We start from the raw sequence: 17,781 nt of genomic DNA on the forward strand, positions 1-17,781 counted from the left end.
TTGTGAATCGACCGTTTCTTGTCGCGCAGATCAGCGACCTGCACCTTAAAGCCGGCCAGCGTCTCACTTATGGGGTCGTCGACACCTTGGGCGCATTGCGTCGCGCCGTCGACCACCTGAACGCCAGCGACCCGCGCCCCGATATCGTGGTGATCAGCGGTGATCTGGTGGACTTCGGCCGCGCCGATGAATACGCCGTGCTGCACCCCGAACTCGCCCGACTGCACATGCCGTACTACCTGGTCCCCGGCAACCACGACAGCCGCGGGCCGTTGCTGGAGGCGTTCCGTGATCACGCGTATTTGCCGTTGTCCGCAAAGGGTCCATTGGACTGGGTGGTGGACGAGCATCCGCTGCGCCTGATCGGTCTCGACTCCACCCTCCCGGGCAGTCACGGCGGCCAGCTGCATGACAGCCAATTGCAGTGGCTGGACGCGCAATTATCCTTGCGCCCGGAGGCGCCGACCTTGTTGATCCTGCACCACCCGCCGTTCATCAGCGGCATTGGCCATATGGACCGCGAACCCTTCATCAATGCGGCCGCGCTGGAGCAGGTCGTTGCCCGCCATCCGCAAGTGGAGCGCCTGCTCTGTGGGCACTTGCACCGCCCCATGCAGCGCCGTTTCGGTGGCAGCTTGAGTTGTGTGTGCCCCGGCACCTCCCACCAAATCGTACTGGACCTACAAGAAGCGGCGCCCGCGCATTTCAACCTGGAGCCGGCGGGCTATCTGTTGCATCGCTGGGAGGCGCAACAGGGTTTGATCAGCCACAACGGCGTATTCGGGGACTACCCGGGGCCGTATCCGTTTTATGACGCTCATGGGTTAATTGACTGAGGTTGTGATGAAAGCCACTTTGAATGTGTTAAGCGTGTTGACCGGCAGCCTGGGCGTTGCCCTGAGCCCTTTGGCGTCGGCTGATTTCTTGAGCGACAGCAAAGCCAACTTGAGCATGCGCAACTTCTACTTCAACAACGACAACCGGGATGGCACCGCCGCCCCGTCGAAGACTGAAGAGTGGGGCCAGGCGTTTATCCTCAACTACCAGTCGGGCTTCACCGACGGCACCGTGGGGTTTGGTCTCGATGCCATCGGCATGCTCGGCATCACCCTCGACAGCGGCGCCGGTCGCCATGTGGGCAGCTCGATGATCCCCAACGATGACGGCAAGGCCACCGATAACTGGGCCCGAGGTGGCGCCACGGCCAAGGCACGTTTTGCCAAGAGCGAACTGCGCTACGGTTACCTGCGCCCGAACCTGCCGATCCTGGTGAGCAACGACGGCCGCCTGTTGCCGCAGTCGTTCGACGGTGGGCAAATCACCAGCAAGGACATCGACAACCTGACCCTGATCGGCGGCCAACTGCAACACACCACCGGCCGTGGCTCCAGCGACCGTAGCGGCCTGGCGGTGGCGGGCGGCACCCAGGAAAGCAACACATTCAACTACGCCGGTGCCGATTATCAGGTGACCAAGGACCTGATGCTCCAGTACTACTACGCCAACCTCGAAGACTATTACCAACAGCACTTCGCCGGGCTGATCCACGTGTTGCCCCTGGGCGACTACGGCTCGTTGAAAACCGACCTGCGCTACTTCAAGACCACCTCCGACGGCAAGAACAGCAGCGTCGCCGGCCGTGCCGAAGGCTACAAGCTCGGCGGCTACACCAAGAACGGCACGGGTGAAATCGACAACAACACGTGGAGCGCGGCGTTCATCTACTCCCTGGGTCCGCACGCGATCACCGCCGGTTACCAACAGGTCTCGGACGACAGCAACTTCGCCCAACTCAACCAGGGTGGCCTGGTGAATAAAGGGGAGGGCGGTTCCAGCCTGTACCTCTACACCGACCGTACCGTGCAAACCTTCATCCAGGCCGGCGAGCGCACCGCCTTTGCGCAATACGCCTATGACTTCGCGTCACTCGGCGTACCGGGGTTGAAAGCCTCGGTGATGTACTTGAAGGGTGACCACATCCTCACCGCCAGCGGCAACGATGCGAGCGAGTGGGAGCGGGACATCTCGTTGGATTACGTGGTGCAGAGCGGGACGTTCAAAAACGTCGGGTTTGGCTGGCGCAACGGTGTGTCGCGCAGTGAAGTGGCGCGGGATCAGGATCAGAATCGGGTGTTTGTAAATTACTCGATTCCGTTGATGTAACGTCCCTTCAAACACCGCAAAGCCCAATGTGGGAGCCGTCGAACCCAGTGAGGTCGCGATGACCGCAGCACTGTCGATAGAGATGCCGCCTGACACACGGCTATCGTCGCCTCGCTGAAGCTCGACAACTCCCACTTTCGCGCTCTGTCATTGAGCCTGCAGCATCCGTCTCAGCTGTGCCCCAAGGTTTTTGTGTGGGTGGCCGTGTCATCAGCCACTTGATCAAAACCGCAGCGAAGGTAGAAAGCTGCCGCCTCAGAGGAATCGGTGGACAGACGTACCTGGTAAAAATGCACGGCAGCGTTTTCCAGCAATTGATGCACCAAGGCCTTTCCAGCCTGCCGCCCACGGTGATTGCGCTCTACGTAGACCCGGCGAAGCCGTCCAACGCCCGGTCCCGCAAAGGGATCACAAGACAGACCGCCGACTGCTATCAACTGCCCTTCACAAAACATCCCTAGAAAGCATTCACCCGGTTGATCAAATCGATGGGTGCCATCTTCCCACTCTGTGATCAATCGTGTCAGGAACCTGAAACCTTCGGCGACTGCCTGAACTTCGAGCGCGCGGATCTGCACCGGAAGTTGCTCCAGTTTACGTATCGAGACGTTTGCGTTGCGCTGACTCAAAGGAACTGTCCGTGAATCCAGGTTGCCTTGATTCGTTGTGTCCATGCCTGGTTTTATCCCGAAGAGTTCGACAAACACTATACCCGTGGCGAGGCAGCTTGCTCCCGCTGGAAGGCGCAGCATCATCCCTATATCGGCCACAACCACAAACGTACAAGAATCCCCCCAACGCCCCTCAGTAGACTCGCCGCACTCTTTCTACTGCAGGTCTCCCATGGACATCTTCCTCTACGCCTTCAGCGTCATGTACAGCCCCGGCCCCGTAAATTTCATGGGCCTTAACGCCGGGCTCACGGGGCAGTTCCGTCGCTCCACCGGGTTTTTCGTCGGCGTGGGGTGCGCGATGCTGGTGTTGTTCATGCTGTTCGGCTACACCGGCGAAGCGATCATTTCTCAGGCGGCGTTGCCCTATATCTCATTGATTGGCGGCGTGTACACCTTGTACCTGGCTTATCAGGTGTTCACCGCGCGCACGGTGGTCGATGAAGAAGCCTCAACCGCTCCGACCAGGACCCTCACGTTCTGGAACGGCCTGGTGATCCAGTTGCTCAACCCCAAGGGCATCATGGCGGTGCTGCCGATCACCAGCGTCATGCTGCCGGCGGCGCATATCACCGGGGTGTCGATTGCGGTGGTGTCGGGGTTGCTGGCCTTTGGCGCGTTTGGCGCGCCGTGGATCTATGCGTTGCTCGGCGCACTCCTGGGACGGCGGATCAACGGGACGTCAGCGTTTACGGTGTTCAACCGCTGTATGGGCCTGGCGCTGGCGGTGTGTGCGTATTTCATGTTTCACGCGTTCTATGTGCATCTGGTCGCGACATGAAGGGCCTTGGGCGCCTCGGTAGCCTGCATAGACCGAGGTGATGCAATCGCAGGCAAGCCAGCGCCCACAGAAAAGCTGTCCGGATTCTATAGATATTTGAGCCAGGCCAGGTCGCGGCGCCGCGCCTTCAGCCCGGCGAACCAATGTACCGGCGGGTACAGCGCCAGCGGCAGCAGCAGCGCCACCAGCCAAATGGCGCCCATGCCGTCAAAGCCGAAGTAGTTGCCGTGATTCAGGCCAAACAGCGCCACGCACACGACGTAGAGGATTTTCAGCACATACAGGTGCAGCAAATAAAAGAACATCGGCGCCGCCCCGAAGGTGGCGAGCATGCTGATCCAACGCTTGGCCCCAGCTTGTTCAAACGCCAGCAACAGCAACAATCCGATACCCAGCGTCAGGGCCAAAAACAGCAACGAAGGCGGGTACTTGGTGATGTTGAAAAAACTCATCAGGGTTTGCACGCCGTTGTCATAGGCTTGCCATGGTGTGTCGCCATACCCATTGGCCGCTCGCACCACCACGAACCCCACCCACGCACTCACACCGCCGAGCAACAGATAACGTTGGCGCAACGTCGGCTGCATGCTTTTGGCAAACCACGGGCCCAGGCAATAACCCAGGGCTATCACACCGATCCACGGCAGCACCGGATAAGTGATGCGCAGGCGCAGCGAGTCGCCCACCTCGATCCAACTGCGCTCATGCAGGATCGCCCATGGAACATGCAGTGCCGAACCGGTCTCGAAGTGCAGCCCGTCCAGCAGGTTGTGCCCGGCGATAATCACCACCGCAAACGCAATCAACAGCGGACGCGGCAACCACACCAGCGCAGCAAGGGCGATCATGCTCACGCCAATCGCCCAGATCACTTGCATGTAGATCACGCTGGGCGGCAACTGGAAGGTCCACGCGAAGTTGACCAAGGTGAATTCCAGCACCACCAGAAACAGCCCGCGCTTGAACAGGAACGCCGACACGTCGCGTCGGCCCTGGTATTTCTGGCCATACAGCCAGGCCGATAACCCCGTGAGCAACACAAACACGGGCGCACACAGGTGGGCGAGGGTACGGCTGACAAACAGCGCAGGCTCGGTGCTGTCGATGGTCATCGGGTCGCTGACCTGGCGGTGCAGCAGGAAGGTTTCGCGCACGTGGTCCAGCAGCATGAACAGGATCACCAGGCCGCGCAGGGCATCGATGGAGAGCAGGCGTTGGCGCAGGGGAACAGCATCGGTCATGGGCGGGGTCACAGGGCAGGGCGGAAGTGGGGTGTTATCCTATAACATTAGTGTGCGCGTTGCTGCGATTCGTTGCTCAAATTTGAATGCGATCAGCTCTTAACTGCTACCGGGGGCGGGGGATCGGCATGTCGTCTTCGCTCCCTCTGCCTGTCCAGGCGTTGTATTGCGAACATCGCCGGTTTCGGCAGCGAGCCGCACGCAGTCAAGTGCTCGGCAACAGTGGACTTCTGATCCGCAAACACGGTCCACTGTAGGCGCCGGCGAGCCGGTTCCTACAGGAGATAGCCCCGTGAGTGCGACCCAACACACCCCACAATCCGTCATCGAGTTCTGGAAACACGCCGGCCCCAAGCGCTGGTTTGCCAAGGACGAAGCCTTCGACGCCCGCTTTCGCGACACCTTCCACACCACCCACCTGCAAGCTGCCCGGCGTGAACTCGAACACTGGCTGGACTCTGCGCAAGGTGCCCTGGCCCTGCTGATCCTGCTCGACCAATACCCGCGCAACGCCTTTCGCGGCACCGCCCATATGTTCGCCACCGACCCGCTGGCACGCTTGTACGCCCGCCGCCTGGTCGACGCCGGGCTGGATCAACAGATCGACCCGGGGTTGCGCGCATTCTGTTACCTGCCGTTCGAACATTCGGAAAACCCGGCGGACCAGCAGCGCTCGCTAATCCTCAACCAGGCATTGGACGCCAGCACCTACCATTGGGCCAAGGAGCATGCCCGGATCATCGAGCGGTTCGGGCGCTTTCCTCATCGGAATGAGGTGTTGGCTCGGGAGACCACGGAGGAAGAACGCGCCTTCCTGGACGAGGGTGGGTTTGCCGGCTAGGCCAGTATTCCGCCAAGGAATGCCCCCATAAAAACAGCGCATTGTCTTTCTTGCGGCACATCTCGTAGCGTGGTGTTCCCCTCAAGGAGAATCGTTATGCGCCTGTATGTTGACCATATGTACACCAGCCCCTACGCCCTGTCGGTGTTCGTCACGCTGCGCGAAAAAGGCCTGGCGTTCGACACGATCACCCTGGACCTGGATGCCGCGCAACAGCACGCGGCCGACTTCGCCCGCCTGTCCCTGACCCAACGCGTGCCGACCTTGGTAGAGGGCGACTTCGCCTTGTCGGAGTCCTCGGCGATCACCGAGTACCTGGAGCAAGCCTACCCCGGAACGCCGGTGTACCCGGCCGACCCAAAGCTGCGGGCGCGGGCGCGCCAGGTACAGGCATGGTTGCGCAGTGACTTGCTGCCGATCCGCCAGGAGCGTTCGACGATGGTGGTGTTCTACGGGCAGAAGATGCCGCCATTGTCCCCAGTCGCTGAAGCGGCGGCGGCCAAGTTGATCAGTGCGGCGCAGGACTTGTTGGTCGGCAACCCAGCGTATCTGTTCGGCGATTGGTCAATCGCCGATGTGGACCTGGCCGTGATGCTTAACCGCCTGATTCTCAACGGCGACAGCGTACCTGCCGAATTGGTGGAATACGCGCAGCGCCAGTGGCAGCGGCCCTCCGTACAGGCGTGGGTCAATCAGCATCGTCCTGCGCTGTAGAGCGCTCAGAGATTTGCAGGACCCGGCGATCCAGGTCCTCCCAATCCGCCATGCCCAGCACCCGCGTTGTGTTCAGGCCGCGCAGGTAACCGCGCAGTTGTTGGGCGCTGGCGCTGACTTGATCGTTGTCAGCCGCCTCGTCCAACAGCACGTTTTCATAATCGACCAGGTAATCGGCGACCCGCTCGCGAAACTCCGGTAGTACGGCTTCGCGGATGCGGTCGAAGGTTTTCTGGTGGGGCTTCATGGCGGGGTCCTTATAAGTTTTATGTCAGCACTATCGGTTCAGATAATAGTCACCATCATGGAACGCAAGTTCTGTTTTTGCGGGAAAAGCGCAAAATCACCCCATCGAGATGCTGTTCAAGGAAATGCGCGATGAGGACGTTTATTCAGCTGGCTTTGATGACTTTGATGCTCGGCACGGTTGCCTTCAACAACGCGGCAGTCGCCGATGATCTGCGCACGCGCCATTTGCTACCTGTCAACGGTAGCGTAGAATCCCTGCAGCACGCGCAGTCGGTGGGTGTATTGCTGAGTGACAACACCCGCGACAACCTCAGCTACCTCGAACGCTACCACGACATGGCCTTGAATGGCGCCAGGGATGCCCTCGACGGGCGTATCCGCCAGGCGTTCGTCAACAGCTCCGACCCGGAGCTGGCCATCGATTGGTTGATGAGCTCGCTGCAAGGCACCTTTTTGTCGGTGACGGTCTACGACAACCTGGATGCCCTGGTGCAGGCTCACCCCGATGTGGTGGTGATGCTCGATACCCATAACCAGTTGCTGACCCAGCGTAACGACCAGGTCGAGGCGCGTTTCATTGCGCGGTTCTACGATGCGAACCTGCAATACATCGCCAAGGCCGAAGGCTCGGTGCACAAGCAGGTGCCATCGGTGTGGGTACGCGACAAGGCCGCGCCGGAAATTGCCGCGCAGATCGAGCAGCAGCGGGATGTGCAACTGGATGCCTTGAAGCAGTTCGATGCCTCGCTCAAAGCGTTGGTTCGTGCCGGTTGATGTGAACCTTTATTTTTTTATCGTCAGGAATTTTTGATGCGCGCTTTTTTCGCCCCGGCCTTGGCCCTTGCTTCCTTGTTGTTGGCCGGTTGTGTTTCCGCCCCCAACGCTCCAACCATGACCTTCCAGACCAGCAAAACGCCTGAAGCCTATGTGCAGTGTGTGCTGCCCAAGCTGGAAAAACACGGGATCGCCGCCACCGTGACGCAGAACTCGCGCCACGCCAAAGTGGTATTGACCAGCAAGATTGCCGCCGATGATGTGCTGGAAGCCTACAAGACCCAGGACGGTGGCAAGGTGTTCCTGTATGAGCGCAAGCCGCTGGCGTCGACGATTAAGCCGTCGCGATTGGAGCTTGCCGCACAGGAATGTAAGTAACACCGCCCCCAGTGGGAGCGGGCTTGCTCCCACATTTTGAATGTGTGTCAGGCCTAGGGTTTGGCTTCGTTGCTGAAGGCGTTGACCGTCTTGACCAACCCCTGCGCCGCCAACGCCACCAGCTCCCCACCTTTTTCCACTGTCGCCAGCGCCGGATCCGAACCCATGCGTCCGTCCGGGAAGCGTGCGCGGAAGTCCAGGGCTTCACGGATCGGCCCGGTGTTGGCAATTTGCGGCGAGTAATCCGCCGTCTTGATCGCGTCCGGGTAGGCCCATTGGGTCACTGCAATCTCCGAAGGCGTGGCATGGCTGCCATGGCCCACCGGGAATTGGCGTTGCGCCAGGTCGTTCACACCTTCCAGGTCCCACCAGTTCACCAGCTTCAAGGCAAACCCGGCCGGGCGGCGGGCGAAGCTGGCTTCGGCGTACAGCTCGGAAAATGCGGCTTCAATGGTGGCGATATTGCCGCCGTGGCCGTTCAGAAACAGGATCTTCTCGAAACCATGCCCGGCCAGCGAACGCACCCAATCGCCAATCGCGGCGATAAAAGTGGAAGGGCGCAGGGAAATGGTGCCGGGAAAGCCCAGGTGATGCTGGGCCATGCCGATGTTGAAGGTGGGGCCGATCAGGAGGTCGGCGTTCTTCTGCGCTTCATGGGCGATGATTTCCGGGCACATCCAGTCGGTGCCCAGCAGGCCGGTGGGGCCATGCTGTTCGTTGGAACCGATCGGAATCACCACCGTGCGGTTGCGCTCCAGAAACTGCCCGATCTCGATCCAGGTGGATTTGTGTAGAAGCATGCGACGCTCTCTTTTATCTATGGGGACAGGCTATCCGCCACGGATTGTACGACTACTCGCCACCTGTTGGGGTTTGCAATTGAGGTAGGTCGAAGACTTCAACCAGCGCTGGTCGGGGTACCACGAAAACATGAACTGCCCATCCTTGAGCTTATCCACTACCTGGCGCGCCACTTGCGGGCGCACGGCCGGGCAACCCTGGCTGCGGCCGATACGGCCTTCGCGCTTGCTCCACAGGGGGCTCACATAGTCGGCGGCGTGAATCACGATGGCACGATCGCGGGCCTGGTCATTGAAGCCCGGCTCCAGGCCGTCCATGCGCAGCGAGTAGCCGTGGGTGCCCAGGTAGCTTTCCTGGGTGCGGAACAGCCCAAGGCTGGACTGGTGGCTGCCTTCCAGGTTGGAGAACTGTGTGGCGAAGTTCTCCCCAGATTTGGCACCATGGGCCACCAGGTCGCGCAGCACCAGGGTCTTCTTGCGCAGATCGAAGATCCACAGCCGACGGGCGGTCGATGGCTGGGAGTAGTCAATAACCGCTAGGCGCTCGGAACGTTCTTCGCCGTTATTGACCGCACACTGCACCGCGTTCAGGGCGCTTTTGAGTACGGTGGGATTGAGTTCTGGAGCCGAGCGCGCCAGGCTGCTATACAAGTTAGGAGAGGTCTGATTGGCAGCAAGCGCAAAATTGCTCAGCGTAGCCAACGCCACGGCCATCAAACCGAGGCGGCGCATGAAAGTCAGCATCTACGAAGTGTCCCCCGGTGTGGATTGGAGCCTGGTCAATTGTTCAAAAAACACGCATGTTACTTGAGCATTTGCCTGCTCGTTGCACCATTGGTCGCGACAGCCGTCGCGCTGCCGGTCGAGCCGTTGCCGGTGACCACGCCGGCGCCGGTCGATCTGGCACCCGTGCAACAGGCGTTGGCGCAACTGCCCAGTGTCTGCCCGGACCTGGCTCGGCAGGTCGACGCCGCCGCCCAGTTGCGCCTGCAAGCCTTCTACCAGCAGCAAGGCAACATGCCGCTGTGGTCCGCCGATGACCGTCGACAAGCCCTGCAATCTCAGTTGCTGATGCTCGCCGATGACGGCCTGGACCCTACCCACTATAGCTTGCCTGTGCCAGATGCCGCGGCTAACGTGCTGTGCAGCGATATCACCAGCAGCCAGCACTACCTGCAAGCCCTGCAGGATCTTCATTACGGCCGCCTGCAGCAATCGCGCTTCGAACCGCTGTGGCACGCTCAACCACCCACCCGCGACCCCAACGTCGAAGTGCTGGCGTTTGCGGCCCAAGGTCTGCAAGACATGGCCCAGGCGTTCGACCAGGCACGGCCCAGTGCCGATTTGTATCGCAGCCTGCGCAACGCTTATTCCACCGTGCGCCAGCAACCCTTACCGCATTGGGACCCTGTGGCCAGCGGCCCGCTGCTGCGTCCGGGCATGGAAGACCCCCGCGTGCCGGAGCTGGCGCGGCGCCTGATCAGTGGCGGCTACCTGGCCAACGCGCCCAGCGGCAAGCAGTACCGCGATGAACTGGTCAAGGCGGTCAAGGCCTTTCAGCTCAGCCATTCGTTGCAGGCCGACGGGGTGATCGGCGCCGGCACTGTGGCCGAATTGAACATCAGCCCGGCGGTGCGCCGCGAACAACTGCGCATCAACCTCGAACGTTTCCGCTGGCTGGCCCAGGACTTGGAGCCCGAAGGCGTGTTGGTCAACGTCGCTGCCGCGCAACTGAGCGTGTACCAGAGCGGCATCCCGGTCTGGCAAACCCGCTTGCAAGTCGGTCGCGCCGAACGTCAGACGCCGCTGCTCAAATCGCGCATTACCCGGCTGACCCTCAACCCCACCTGGACCATCCCGCCCACCATCATGCGCGAGGACAAACTCCCGGCCATCCGCCTCAACCCCGAATACCTGCGCCAGCAGAACCTGCAAGTACTGGACGCCGAAGGCCACCCGCTGACTGCCGAACAGGTGGACTGGGCCCGACCCGGCAATATCCTGCTGCGTCAGGAAGCTGGTCCGCGCAATCCGCTGGGCAAGATCGTGATGCGTTTTCCCAACCCGTACTCGGTGTACCTGCATGACACGCCGAGCCAACCGCTGTTCACCAAGGGACCGCGGGCATTCAGCTCAGGGTGCGTGCGGGTCGAGCAACCGTTGTTGCTGCGGGATTTATTGGTGAGCCCGGCTGAGCGCGCCCGTACCGATGAGCTGCTGGCTACCGGCCTGACCCATGAGTTCAGGTTGGCCACGCCGGTACCGGTGCTGCTGAGTTATTGGACGGTTGAGGTCAATCGCGAGGGCGGGTTGGTGTATGCGCCGGATATCTATGGGCGGGACCTGGTGTTGATGAAGGCGATGGGGAGCGTGCTTTGAGCGTCGCCAGCACTCTTGTTACCGCCTCATCCGGCGTCATGAGTGCGGTGTCGAGCGTCATCGGCACTTCGGCCCACGCCTCGTACTCATGCGCCAGCACCGACTCCCAAGGGGGGGGAGCCAGGCCGGGAATATCTCCCGTGCGGGCTTCCACCCGCCGTTGATGTTCCTGCCGGTCAGAACAAATCACCCGAATATCCAGCAACTGCGCACCTGTCATTGCCGCCGATGTTTTCCACGCCTCCCGGCTTTCCTTGACCGGGTTCACGCAGTCAGCCACCACCGTCTGCCCCAATCGCAGATTGCTCAACGCCAAGGCATTCGCTACCCCATAACCGCTGGCACCCACATCGCTCGCCAACACGCCCGCGTCACGGATCGCCTGCTCAATCACATCGATGCGCAGGTACACTGCGCCGATCTGGCCTGCCAGCGCCTGGGCGATGGTGGTCTTGCCGGTGCCGGGCAGTCCGCTGAAGACAATTAGCATGGGCGGCTCTCGATAAGATGGGTGCGGTTCAGGGTATCCTTCAGTTCCCCATCGGTCGACCACAGGACAGCCCATGCCTCTGCCGTTTGTGAAAATGCACGCCCATGGCGATGATTTCATCATCATCGATCGCCGGGGCCTGCACGATCCGATTACCGCGAAAGTTGCCCGCCAACTCGGTAACCGCCACACCGGTATCGGTTTCAACCAACTGGCCGTGCTGCTCGATTGTGATGACGCCGCCGCGCGCATCAAATTCTGGAACCCCAACGGTACGCTGCTGGCCACCTGCGGCAGTGCCACCCGTGGCGTGGCTGACCGTCTGATGCATGAGGCGGGCACGGATTCGGTGGTGCTGCGTACTGACCGCGGCTTGCTGACCTGTGCGCGGGCTGCGGGGCGGCAAATTTCGGTGAACATGGGTGAGCCGTCGCTGGACTGGTCGGCCGTGCCGCTGGCCGAGGCCATGGATACGCTCACCTTGCCCATCGATGGCAACCCGGCGGCGTGCAGCATGGGCAATCCGCATTGCACCTTTTTCGTGGAAGACCTCACGGCTGTCGACGTGGCGACCGTGGGCCCGGCGCTGGAAATTCACCCATTGTTCCCAGCCAAGACCAATGTGCATTTCGTGCAGGTGCTCGACCGTGGTCATATCCGCCTGCGCATCTGGGAGCGCGGCGGTGGCGTGCCGCTGGGTTCCGGGTCGTGCTGCTGTGGCGCGGTGGTCAATGGGATCCGCCGTGGCTTGCTGGACGCCACGGTGCAGGTGCACTGCGACGGCGGCACGGTGACTGTGCACTGGGCGGGCGAGGGGGCAGTGGTGCTCACAGGCAGCGTGGAGCCGGTGATGCAGGGCAGCGCCTACGTAGGCTGAAAGTTGACGGTAAACGTCGTGCCGCCCGTGACACAGGAACTCACCGCTACATCGCCGCCATGCACCCTGGCCAATTCGCGCACGATGTACAGGCCAAGGCCGACGCTGCGTACGTCACTGCCCTGATCGGTACCACGGGTCATGGGCTCGAACAATTCGGCCAGCAACGCTTTCGGGATCACTCGGCCGTAGTTATGTACCGACACTTCGCACCGGTTATCTCCCAGGCGTGAAGTGATGGTGATTGGTCGTTGCGGGTCACCATACGCCACGCTGTTCGCCACCAGATTACCGATGATCTGCTGCACGCGGTCGGCGTCCAGACTGGCGTCGCCATTGCCATCGGCGAGGTGCACCAAGGATGCCTTGGGAAAGGCCACGCGCAGTTCATCCACAGCACGATGAATCACCTCATGCAGGTCCAGCGGCGCTGCCTTGATGGTGATGCCCTGGCCGACGCGTGCCTGGGTGAAGTCCAGCAGGTCGGCGATCATGCGTTGGGCACGCTCGGACGACTGGCCGATATGCCCGAGCAGTTGGCGTTCCTTGGTCGTGCGTTCGCCCCTTGCCAGAAAATCCGAGGCCATACGTATGGCGGTCAGCGGGTTTTTCAGGTCATGGCTGACAATCGCCACCATTTGCTCGGCAAACCGTGCGCGACTCTGGGAAATGGCATAGGCCTCGTGCAATTCGGCCTGGGCGTGCTGCAGGGCAAGTTCGGTGTCAGTCTTTTCCTGAAGCAAGGCCTCGGCCAGTTTGCGTGCATTGAGCAGCTCGCGCTCGTACTTGTCACGGTCAGTGGTGCCGAACAGCGCCAGGTCGTGTACCACGGCATCGGTCTGTTCTCGCTTGATACCGTTGAGCAGTACGGTCACTTTGTGGCCGTCACGGTGCAGCATGTCGAGTTTCACTTCGGTGACGCTGCCGCGCATGCGCAGCATCGGCGCCAGATGGGTCTGGTGGAAGATTTGCCCGCCCATGGTCAGCAAATCCTGAAAACGCTTGCCGCACAGCTCAGTCGTGCTGAACCCCAGCCACTCGCTGAACCGCGCATTGACTTGCAGGATCGTGCCGTCCTCTGCCGTGACGGCGAGGGCGCAGGCGGCGCTGTCGAACAGATCAGTCGGCACGTGCAGCCGCCCAAGGGGCCAGGAAGCTGTGCATGGCGGTTGCACAGGCGTGCGGCGCGCTCATGTGCGGGCAATGGCCGACGTTGTCCACCAGGCAATAGGTGCTATTGGGCAACACGCTGTGCAGGTATTCACCTACGGCGACCGGGGCAATCAGGTCGTCGCTCGATTGCAGGACCAGTACCGGAGTGGCCAGGCCGATCACGTCCTGGCGGTTATCCGACATGAAAGTCACCCGTGCAAATTGCTTGGCGATCTCAGGTTCGGTGCGGCAAAAGCTGTCGGTCAATTCCTGGCTCAACGCCGGTTGCCCAGGCGCGCCCATGATCACCGGCGCCATGGCGCTGGACCAACCGAGGTAGTTGCTGTCGAGGGTGTCGAGCAGGTCCTGGATATCGCCCCGTTTGAAGCCGCCGACATAACCGTCGGCGTCGATGTAGCGCGGCGAGGGGCCGATCATGACGTGGGCGGCAATACGGTTGGGGCCTGGCGGTCGGCGAGGGTGCTGATCATGGCGCTCACCGAATGGCTCACCAAGATCACTGGGCCCACGGCGAAGGCGTCAATGATCTCGTTCAAATCGCGCGCGTAACCGTCGAGGGAACTGTATTTGGCCTTGTCGAACGCACTGAGGTCCGACAGGCCGGCGCCCACCAAGTCGTACATCACCACGCGAAAACGCTCGGAAAATTGCGGGGCCAGGTAGTTCCACATCGCCTGGTTGCAGCCGAAGCCGTGGGAGAACACCAGGGTCGAACTGCCGTTGCCCATCACACTGACATTGTTGCGGTGGCGTAGATCCATGGGCTTTCCGGTTGTGGCGTTTTGCTATGCGTGAAGGGAGTTTAAATAGTCAACGGCGTGGGGTCACGCGATATAGTGCGGATAAGGTAAAGTCGCCGCCTTCAGGAAGAAACTTCAGGTAACAAAACATGATGGCGATTCTGCGGCAATCCGTCTTGAGTCTGGTGGCGCTGGTGTTCTTAGGCCTTTTGAGCACCGCCCAGGCGGACACTTCACCGATTGGCGTCGCCCTCGACCAACGGGTGATCGACCTCACCGACACCCTGGATGCCAGCACCACCACCCGTCTGAAAAACCAACTGGCCGACCTTGAGCAGCGCAAGGGCGCGCAGGTGGCCGTGCTACTGGTGCCCACCACCGGCGGTGCGAGCATTGAGGATTACGCCAATCAACTGTTCCGCGCCTGGAAGTTGGGACGCAAGGGCGTCAATGACGGCGTCCTGCTGGTGGTGGCCAAGGAGGACCGTAAGGTGCGTATTGAGGTGGGGTACGGCCTGGAGGGTACGGTGACTGACCTGCTGGCACACCGCATCATCGAAGAACACATCACCCCGGCCTTCCGCCAGGGGGATTTTGCCGGCGGTGTTTCCCAGGGGGTAAACGACTTGGTGGTGCTGGTGGACGGCGGCGACCTACCCCAAATCGCCGGGCCAGGGGCGAATCCTCAGTTCATTGCGATAGCGCTGGCGTTTGTCATCGGCGCCATTGGCGGTGTGCTGATCAGCGCCGGTAGGCTTCACTGGCGCCGCGCCTTGATTGCGATCGCGGCCGTCACCGTGCTGCTGGCGATTTTTGGTGGGGGCCGCGACTGGCTGATGTTCCTGCTGGTGCTGCCATTGACCCTGCTGATCGGCGGCGCGACGTTTGGTGCGTTGTGGATGGCCCGCTCGGTGTTTTACGGCGTGGTTGCGCTGCTGGCCTACATCCTTGGGTTGGTGGTGGTTGATCAGCGATATGCCGACGTCAACTTCATTCATTGGTTGGTGTTTCCGCTGGGTGCGTTGCTGGCGTTGGGGTTGTACCTGGTCCTGTTGGTGATCATGAAGGACGCCTGGAAGCAGAGCCGTGTAGGGTTTATTGCGCGGCTGGTGGCCGCGGTGGGGGTGTATGTGGCGGCGGGGATGCTGATGGAACTCGGCCGTAACGGTTGGTTGTACGCCTTCCCGATAGCCTCGTTCGCAGCGCTGTTCATTTTTGGCAAGACCAGCGGCGGGTCTGGGTCCGGGTCGAGTGATGGCTCAAGCTCGGGTTCCAGCAGCTCCAGTTCCAGTAGCAGTTCTTCCGGTGGCGGAGGCTCCAGTGGGGGTGGCGGGGCATCCGGGAGCTGGTAAAGGCGCCAGGCTGCGTGTAATCCACCGATCTCTGCACGCCGCCCCCGGGCTGGACGTGCGCAGACCGCTTCGCGGCTGCCGCGTCATCCATTCAATAAATGAAGCGTCAGGTCAGGACGATGTAGTCATTCTGCTGGCGGATCGGCTGGTGCGGGCCCTGTACCAAGTGAACATAGCGACCGTCCACCAGATCGATCGGCAGGCAATCATCGATATCCAGTACGCCGTCGGTGTGGGCCTGGGACCACTGGCGCAGCATTTGTTGCTTGCCCTTGCTCGTAGCCTCCTGTTTATTGCGGGCCACCACCAACAGGTAGTGGTGGGCTTCGCCAAAGCTGTTGGCTTCATAACCGCCAAGGTTAATGAAGTACAGGTGATGCGCGCCGGCAGCAGGCGCCAGGGGGCTGAACTCGACTTTCCAACCGTCGACGCCATCCACCGCCATCCACGCATCGATATGCATACCCTTGGGGCCGCCAAACCAGCCATCGCGCAATTGCGGGTAGGTGGCCTCCAGCGTGTCCGCGACAACAAATACCACATCGTGTACTTCAATTTTCGCCCGGGGGTGCTTACCCCCGAGCATGACGACAAACAGCATTACAGGTTCTTCCTGGCGACTTGGCAGAGGCTAACCATACTTCGATTGAACCCTTTTGTCCGGCCAATGCCACACTGTTAATCCGCGAACTCATGAGGAGGTTGTCATGCGCACCATCGATCTGGCGGGTGTTCCCGTTCCTGTTATCGGCCAGGGAACCTGGCGCATGGGCGAAAACCCCGACCAGCACCGCGCTGAAGTCGCGGCGTTGCAATTGGGCATCGACGAGGGCATGACCCTGATCGATACCGCCGAAATGTACGGCGATGGTGGCGCCGAAACAGTGGTCGGCGAAGCCATTCGTGGCAAGCGCGACCAGGTATTTCTGGTGAGCAAGGTCTACCCGCACAACGCCAGCCACAAGGGCGTGCCCCGCGCCTGTGAAGCCAGTCTCCAACGCCTGGGCACGGACTACATCGATCTTTATCTGTTGCACTGGCGCGGCCAGTACCCCCTCGAAGAAACCGTCGAAGCCTTCGAACGCCTGCGCGAAGCCGGCAAAATCGGGCGTTGGGGGGTGTCCAATTTCGATGTGGCCGACCTGCAGGAACTCGCATCCCCGGCCTGCGCCACCAACCAGGTGCTCTACAACATCGAAGAGCGTGGCATCGAATTCGACCTACTGCCGTGGTGGCAACAGCATCACTTGCCCTTGATGGCGTATTGCCCGATCGCCCAGGGTGGTGAGTTGTTGTCCAGCCCGACCCTCAAGCAGATCGCCCACCGCCATGAGGTCACACCCGCGCAGGTCTCCCTGGCCTGGGTGTTACGCCAGGATGGCGTGATCGCAATCCCCAAGGCCGTCACCCCTGAGCACGTGCGGCTCAATGCGGCCGCCGCCAAGCTGGTACTGGATGAGCACGACCTGGAGGCGATTGATCGCGTGTTTGGCGCACCCAAACGCAAACATCCACTGGCGATGGTTTAGCCCCTTCGCAGGGACGGCGCCATCCTTGGCGCCGTCCCTGCGTCAAGCCGGTTTAACCTGCAACCGGGCTACGCCAGTCATCTGACCCTGATGTGCCGGACACTTCGTGGGTCCACACGATCTTGCGATAGGTGAAGTAAACGTCTTCCAAGTGAGTGAAATGAGCGTTGTCCGGATCCTGGCAGTTCGGCATGCGTGACTGGATGTCCACGATGGTCGCCCCCTCCAGTTCAATCGTAAAGTAGTGCTCCTGGGTGCCGGCCGACGAGGTGCGCAACCATTCCAGCCGGCACTTGACCTCTTCGCCGCTGGTCAATGCACTGAACAGCAACGGTGAGGATTTATCGAAGACTTTGCTGATCATCATGGGCTTATGCACCCTCTGGCCCGTTGGTTGGCCGGATTGAGGGTCACGCGGAATGATCACCTGGTGAGAAAAGGCCTGGACCAGGATCTGGTCCTCATGGCCTTCCTGATAAATGTTACCTACCGAGTCCTGGGTAAACGTGCCTGCCGTGATCAAACCTTGTTTGACGCCGGTGACGGAGAGATACGCGGGTGTTGGCATGACGGGTTTCCTTGTCTGATTGAAGAGGTAGTTCCAACCGATAATTACGCGGGTTGGGAAA

The 17,781-nt window shown here is 61.0% G+C and carries 20 protein-coding genes and 1 pseudogene; 11 read left to right on the top strand and 10 right to left on the bottom strand.

Annotated features, from left to right (window positions below; genetic code table 11):
• The first annotated feature begins 2 nt into the window (after nt 1–2).
• Nucleotides 3–836, top strand: a complete 834-nt coding sequence (locus AC4PS7_RS05930) for a phosphodiesterase (RefSeq protein ID WP_010209923.1) — start codon at nt 3–5, stop codon at nt 834–836.
• A 7-nt stretch (nt 837–843) separates the two neighbouring features.
• The gene (locus tag AC4PS7_RS05935; RefSeq protein ID WP_010209925.1) at nt 844–2,163 is read left to right on the top strand and encodes an OprD family porin; all 1,320 of its coding nucleotides are present in this window, start codon (nt 844–846) and stop codon (nt 2,161–2,163) included.
• A 170-nt stretch (nt 2,164–2,333) separates the two neighbouring features.
• Here the strand turns inward: AC4PS7_RS05935 and AC4PS7_RS05940 are convergent, their stop codons facing one another.
• Complete coding sequence (locus AC4PS7_RS05940) at nt 2,334–2,918, bottom strand: GNAT family N-acetyltransferase (protein WP_306413612.1); 585 nt, start codon at nt 2,916–2,918, stop codon at nt 2,334–2,336.
• An 88-nt stretch (nt 2,919–3,006) separates the two neighbouring features.
• On the opposite strand from AC4PS7_RS05940, the gene AC4PS7_RS05945 reads away from it, so the two are divergent.
• Nucleotides 3,007–3,615: a LysE family translocator gene (locus AC4PS7_RS05945; RefSeq protein WP_010209927.1), complete on the top strand. Its 609-nt coding sequence runs from the start codon at nt 3,007–3,009 to the stop codon at nt 3,613–3,615.
• An 86-nt stretch (nt 3,616–3,701) separates the two neighbouring features.
• On the opposite strand, the gene AC4PS7_RS05950 is transcribed toward AC4PS7_RS05945, so the two are convergent.
• Nucleotides 3,702–4,856: an acetyltransferase domain-containing protein gene (locus AC4PS7_RS05950; RefSeq protein ID WP_010209932.1), complete on the bottom strand. Its 1,155-nt coding sequence runs from the start codon at nt 4,854–4,856 to the stop codon at nt 3,702–3,704.
• A 292-nt stretch (nt 4,857–5,148) separates the two neighbouring features.
• On the opposite strand from AC4PS7_RS05950, the gene AC4PS7_RS05955 reads away from it, so the two are divergent.
• Together AC4PS7_RS05955 and yfcF are read left to right on the top strand one after the other, a co-directional pair.
• A complete protein-coding gene (locus AC4PS7_RS05955; RefSeq protein WP_010209933.1) occupies nt 5,149–5,697 on the top strand; it encodes a DUF924 family protein in 549 nt (182 codons plus the stop codon).
• Nucleotides 5,698–5,793: 96 nt separating this feature from the next.
• Nucleotides 5,794–6,411, top strand: a complete 618-nt coding sequence (yfcF, locus tag AC4PS7_RS05960; RefSeq protein WP_010209935.1) for a glutathione transferase — start codon at nt 5,794–5,796, stop codon at nt 6,409–6,411.
• Here yfcF and AC4PS7_RS05965 read toward each other — a convergent pair.
• Complete coding sequence (locus tag AC4PS7_RS05965) at nt 6,386–6,658, bottom strand: hypothetical protein (protein WP_010209937.1); 273 nt, start codon at nt 6,656–6,658, stop codon at nt 6,386–6,388. The two genes, yfcF and AC4PS7_RS05965, sit on opposite strands and share 26 nt — an antisense overlap.
• A 131-nt stretch (nt 6,659–6,789) precedes the next feature.
• Here AC4PS7_RS05965 and AC4PS7_RS05970 point away from each other — a divergent pair, with 131 nt between their 5' ends.
• Together AC4PS7_RS05970 and AC4PS7_RS05975 are read left to right on the top strand one after the other, a co-directional pair.
• Nucleotides 6,790–7,434 (top strand): hypothetical protein, encoded by a 645-nt coding sequence (locus AC4PS7_RS05970; protein ID WP_010209938.1) that lies wholly within the window; start codon nt 6,790–6,792, stop codon nt 7,432–7,434.
• A gap of 36 nt (nt 7,435–7,470) precedes the next feature.
• Nucleotides 7,471–7,812 carry a hypothetical protein gene (locus AC4PS7_RS05975; protein WP_010209939.1) on the top strand — a complete coding sequence of 114 codons (342 nt, stop codon included), beginning with the start codon at nt 7,471–7,473 and terminating at the stop codon, nt 7,810–7,812.
• A 53-nt stretch (nt 7,813–7,865) separates the two neighbouring features.
• On the opposite strand, the gene AC4PS7_RS05980 is transcribed toward AC4PS7_RS05975, so the two are convergent.
• Together AC4PS7_RS05980 and AC4PS7_RS05985 are read right to left on the bottom strand one after the other, a co-directional pair.
• The gene (locus tag AC4PS7_RS05980; RefSeq protein ID WP_010209941.1) at nt 7,866–8,612 is read right to left on the bottom strand and encodes a creatininase family protein; all 747 of its coding nucleotides are present in this window, start codon (nt 8,610–8,612) and stop codon (nt 7,866–7,868) included.
• A 30-nt stretch (nt 8,613–8,642) separates the two neighbouring features.
• On the bottom strand, nt 8,643–9,356 hold the full coding sequence (locus tag AC4PS7_RS05985; RefSeq protein WP_010209942.1) for a murein L,D-transpeptidase catalytic domain family protein: 714 nt from the start codon (nt 9,354–9,356) through the stop codon (nt 8,643–8,645).
• A 39-nt stretch (nt 9,357–9,395) separates the two neighbouring features.
• Here AC4PS7_RS05985 and AC4PS7_RS05990 point away from each other — a divergent pair, with 39 nt between their 5' ends.
• Nucleotides 9,396–10,991, top strand: a complete 1,596-nt coding sequence (locus tag AC4PS7_RS05990; RefSeq protein WP_010209943.1) for a L,D-transpeptidase family protein — start codon at nt 9,396–9,398, stop codon at nt 10,989–10,991.
• Here AC4PS7_RS05990 and AC4PS7_RS05995 read toward each other — a convergent pair.
• Nucleotides 10,906–11,481, bottom strand: a complete 576-nt coding sequence (locus tag AC4PS7_RS05995) for a P-loop nucleotide/nucleoside kinase family protein (protein ID WP_010209945.1) — start codon at nt 11,479–11,481, stop codon at nt 10,906–10,908. The genes AC4PS7_RS05990 and AC4PS7_RS05995 overlap by 86 nt on opposite strands.
• A gap of 73 nt (nt 11,482–11,554) precedes the next feature.
• Between AC4PS7_RS05995 and dapF the strand changes: the two genes are divergently transcribed.
• Complete coding sequence (gene dapF / locus AC4PS7_RS06000; protein WP_010209946.1) at nt 11,555–12,358, top strand: diaminopimelate epimerase; 804 nt, start codon at nt 11,555–11,557, stop codon at nt 12,356–12,358.
• Here dapF and AC4PS7_RS06005 read toward each other — a convergent pair.
• Together AC4PS7_RS06005 and AC4PS7_RS06010 are read right to left on the bottom strand one after the other, a co-directional pair.
• On the bottom strand, nt 12,346–13,488 hold the full coding sequence (locus AC4PS7_RS06005; RefSeq protein WP_010209947.1) for a PAS domain-containing sensor histidine kinase: 1,143 nt from the start codon (nt 13,486–13,488) through the stop codon (nt 12,346–12,348). The genes dapF and AC4PS7_RS06005 overlap by 13 nt on opposite strands.
• Nucleotides 13,478–14,292 (bottom strand): annotated as a pseudogene (locus AC4PS7_RS06010) (alpha/beta fold hydrolase). Before AC4PS7_RS06010 ends, AC4PS7_RS06005 begins: the two are co-directional and overlap by 11 nt.
• Nucleotides 14,293–14,420: 128 nt before the next feature.
• Between AC4PS7_RS06010 and AC4PS7_RS06015 the strand changes: the two are divergent.
• Nucleotides 14,421–15,623, top strand: coding sequence for a TPM domain-containing protein (locus AC4PS7_RS06015; RefSeq protein WP_010209950.1), 1,203 nt, complete (start codon nt 14,421–14,423; stop codon nt 15,621–15,623).
• Nucleotides 15,624–15,729: 106 nt separating this feature from the next.
• Here AC4PS7_RS06015 and AC4PS7_RS06020 read toward each other — a convergent pair whose 3' ends face one another.
• A complete protein-coding gene (locus tag AC4PS7_RS06020; protein ID WP_010209951.1) occupies nt 15,730–16,224 on the bottom strand; it encodes a DUF1543 domain-containing protein in 495 nt (164 codons plus the stop codon).
• 106 nt (nt 16,225–16,330) lie between these two features.
• On the opposite strand from AC4PS7_RS06020, the gene AC4PS7_RS06025 reads away from it, so the two are divergent.
• On the top strand, nt 16,331–17,152 hold the full coding sequence (locus AC4PS7_RS06025) for an aldo/keto reductase (protein WP_010209952.1): 822 nt from the start codon (nt 16,331–16,333) through the stop codon (nt 17,150–17,152).
• A 52-nt stretch (nt 17,153–17,204) separates the two neighbouring features.
• Here AC4PS7_RS06025 and AC4PS7_RS06030 read toward each other — a convergent pair whose 3' ends face one another.
• Nucleotides 17,205–17,720, bottom strand: coding sequence for an Hcp family type VI secretion system effector (locus AC4PS7_RS06030; protein ID WP_010209954.1), 516 nt, complete (start codon nt 17,718–17,720; stop codon nt 17,205–17,207).
• Nucleotides 17,721–17,781: the final 61 nt, after the last annotated feature.

The sequence above is a fragment of the Pseudomonas sp. DW-iso3 genome (assembly GCF_058725305.1).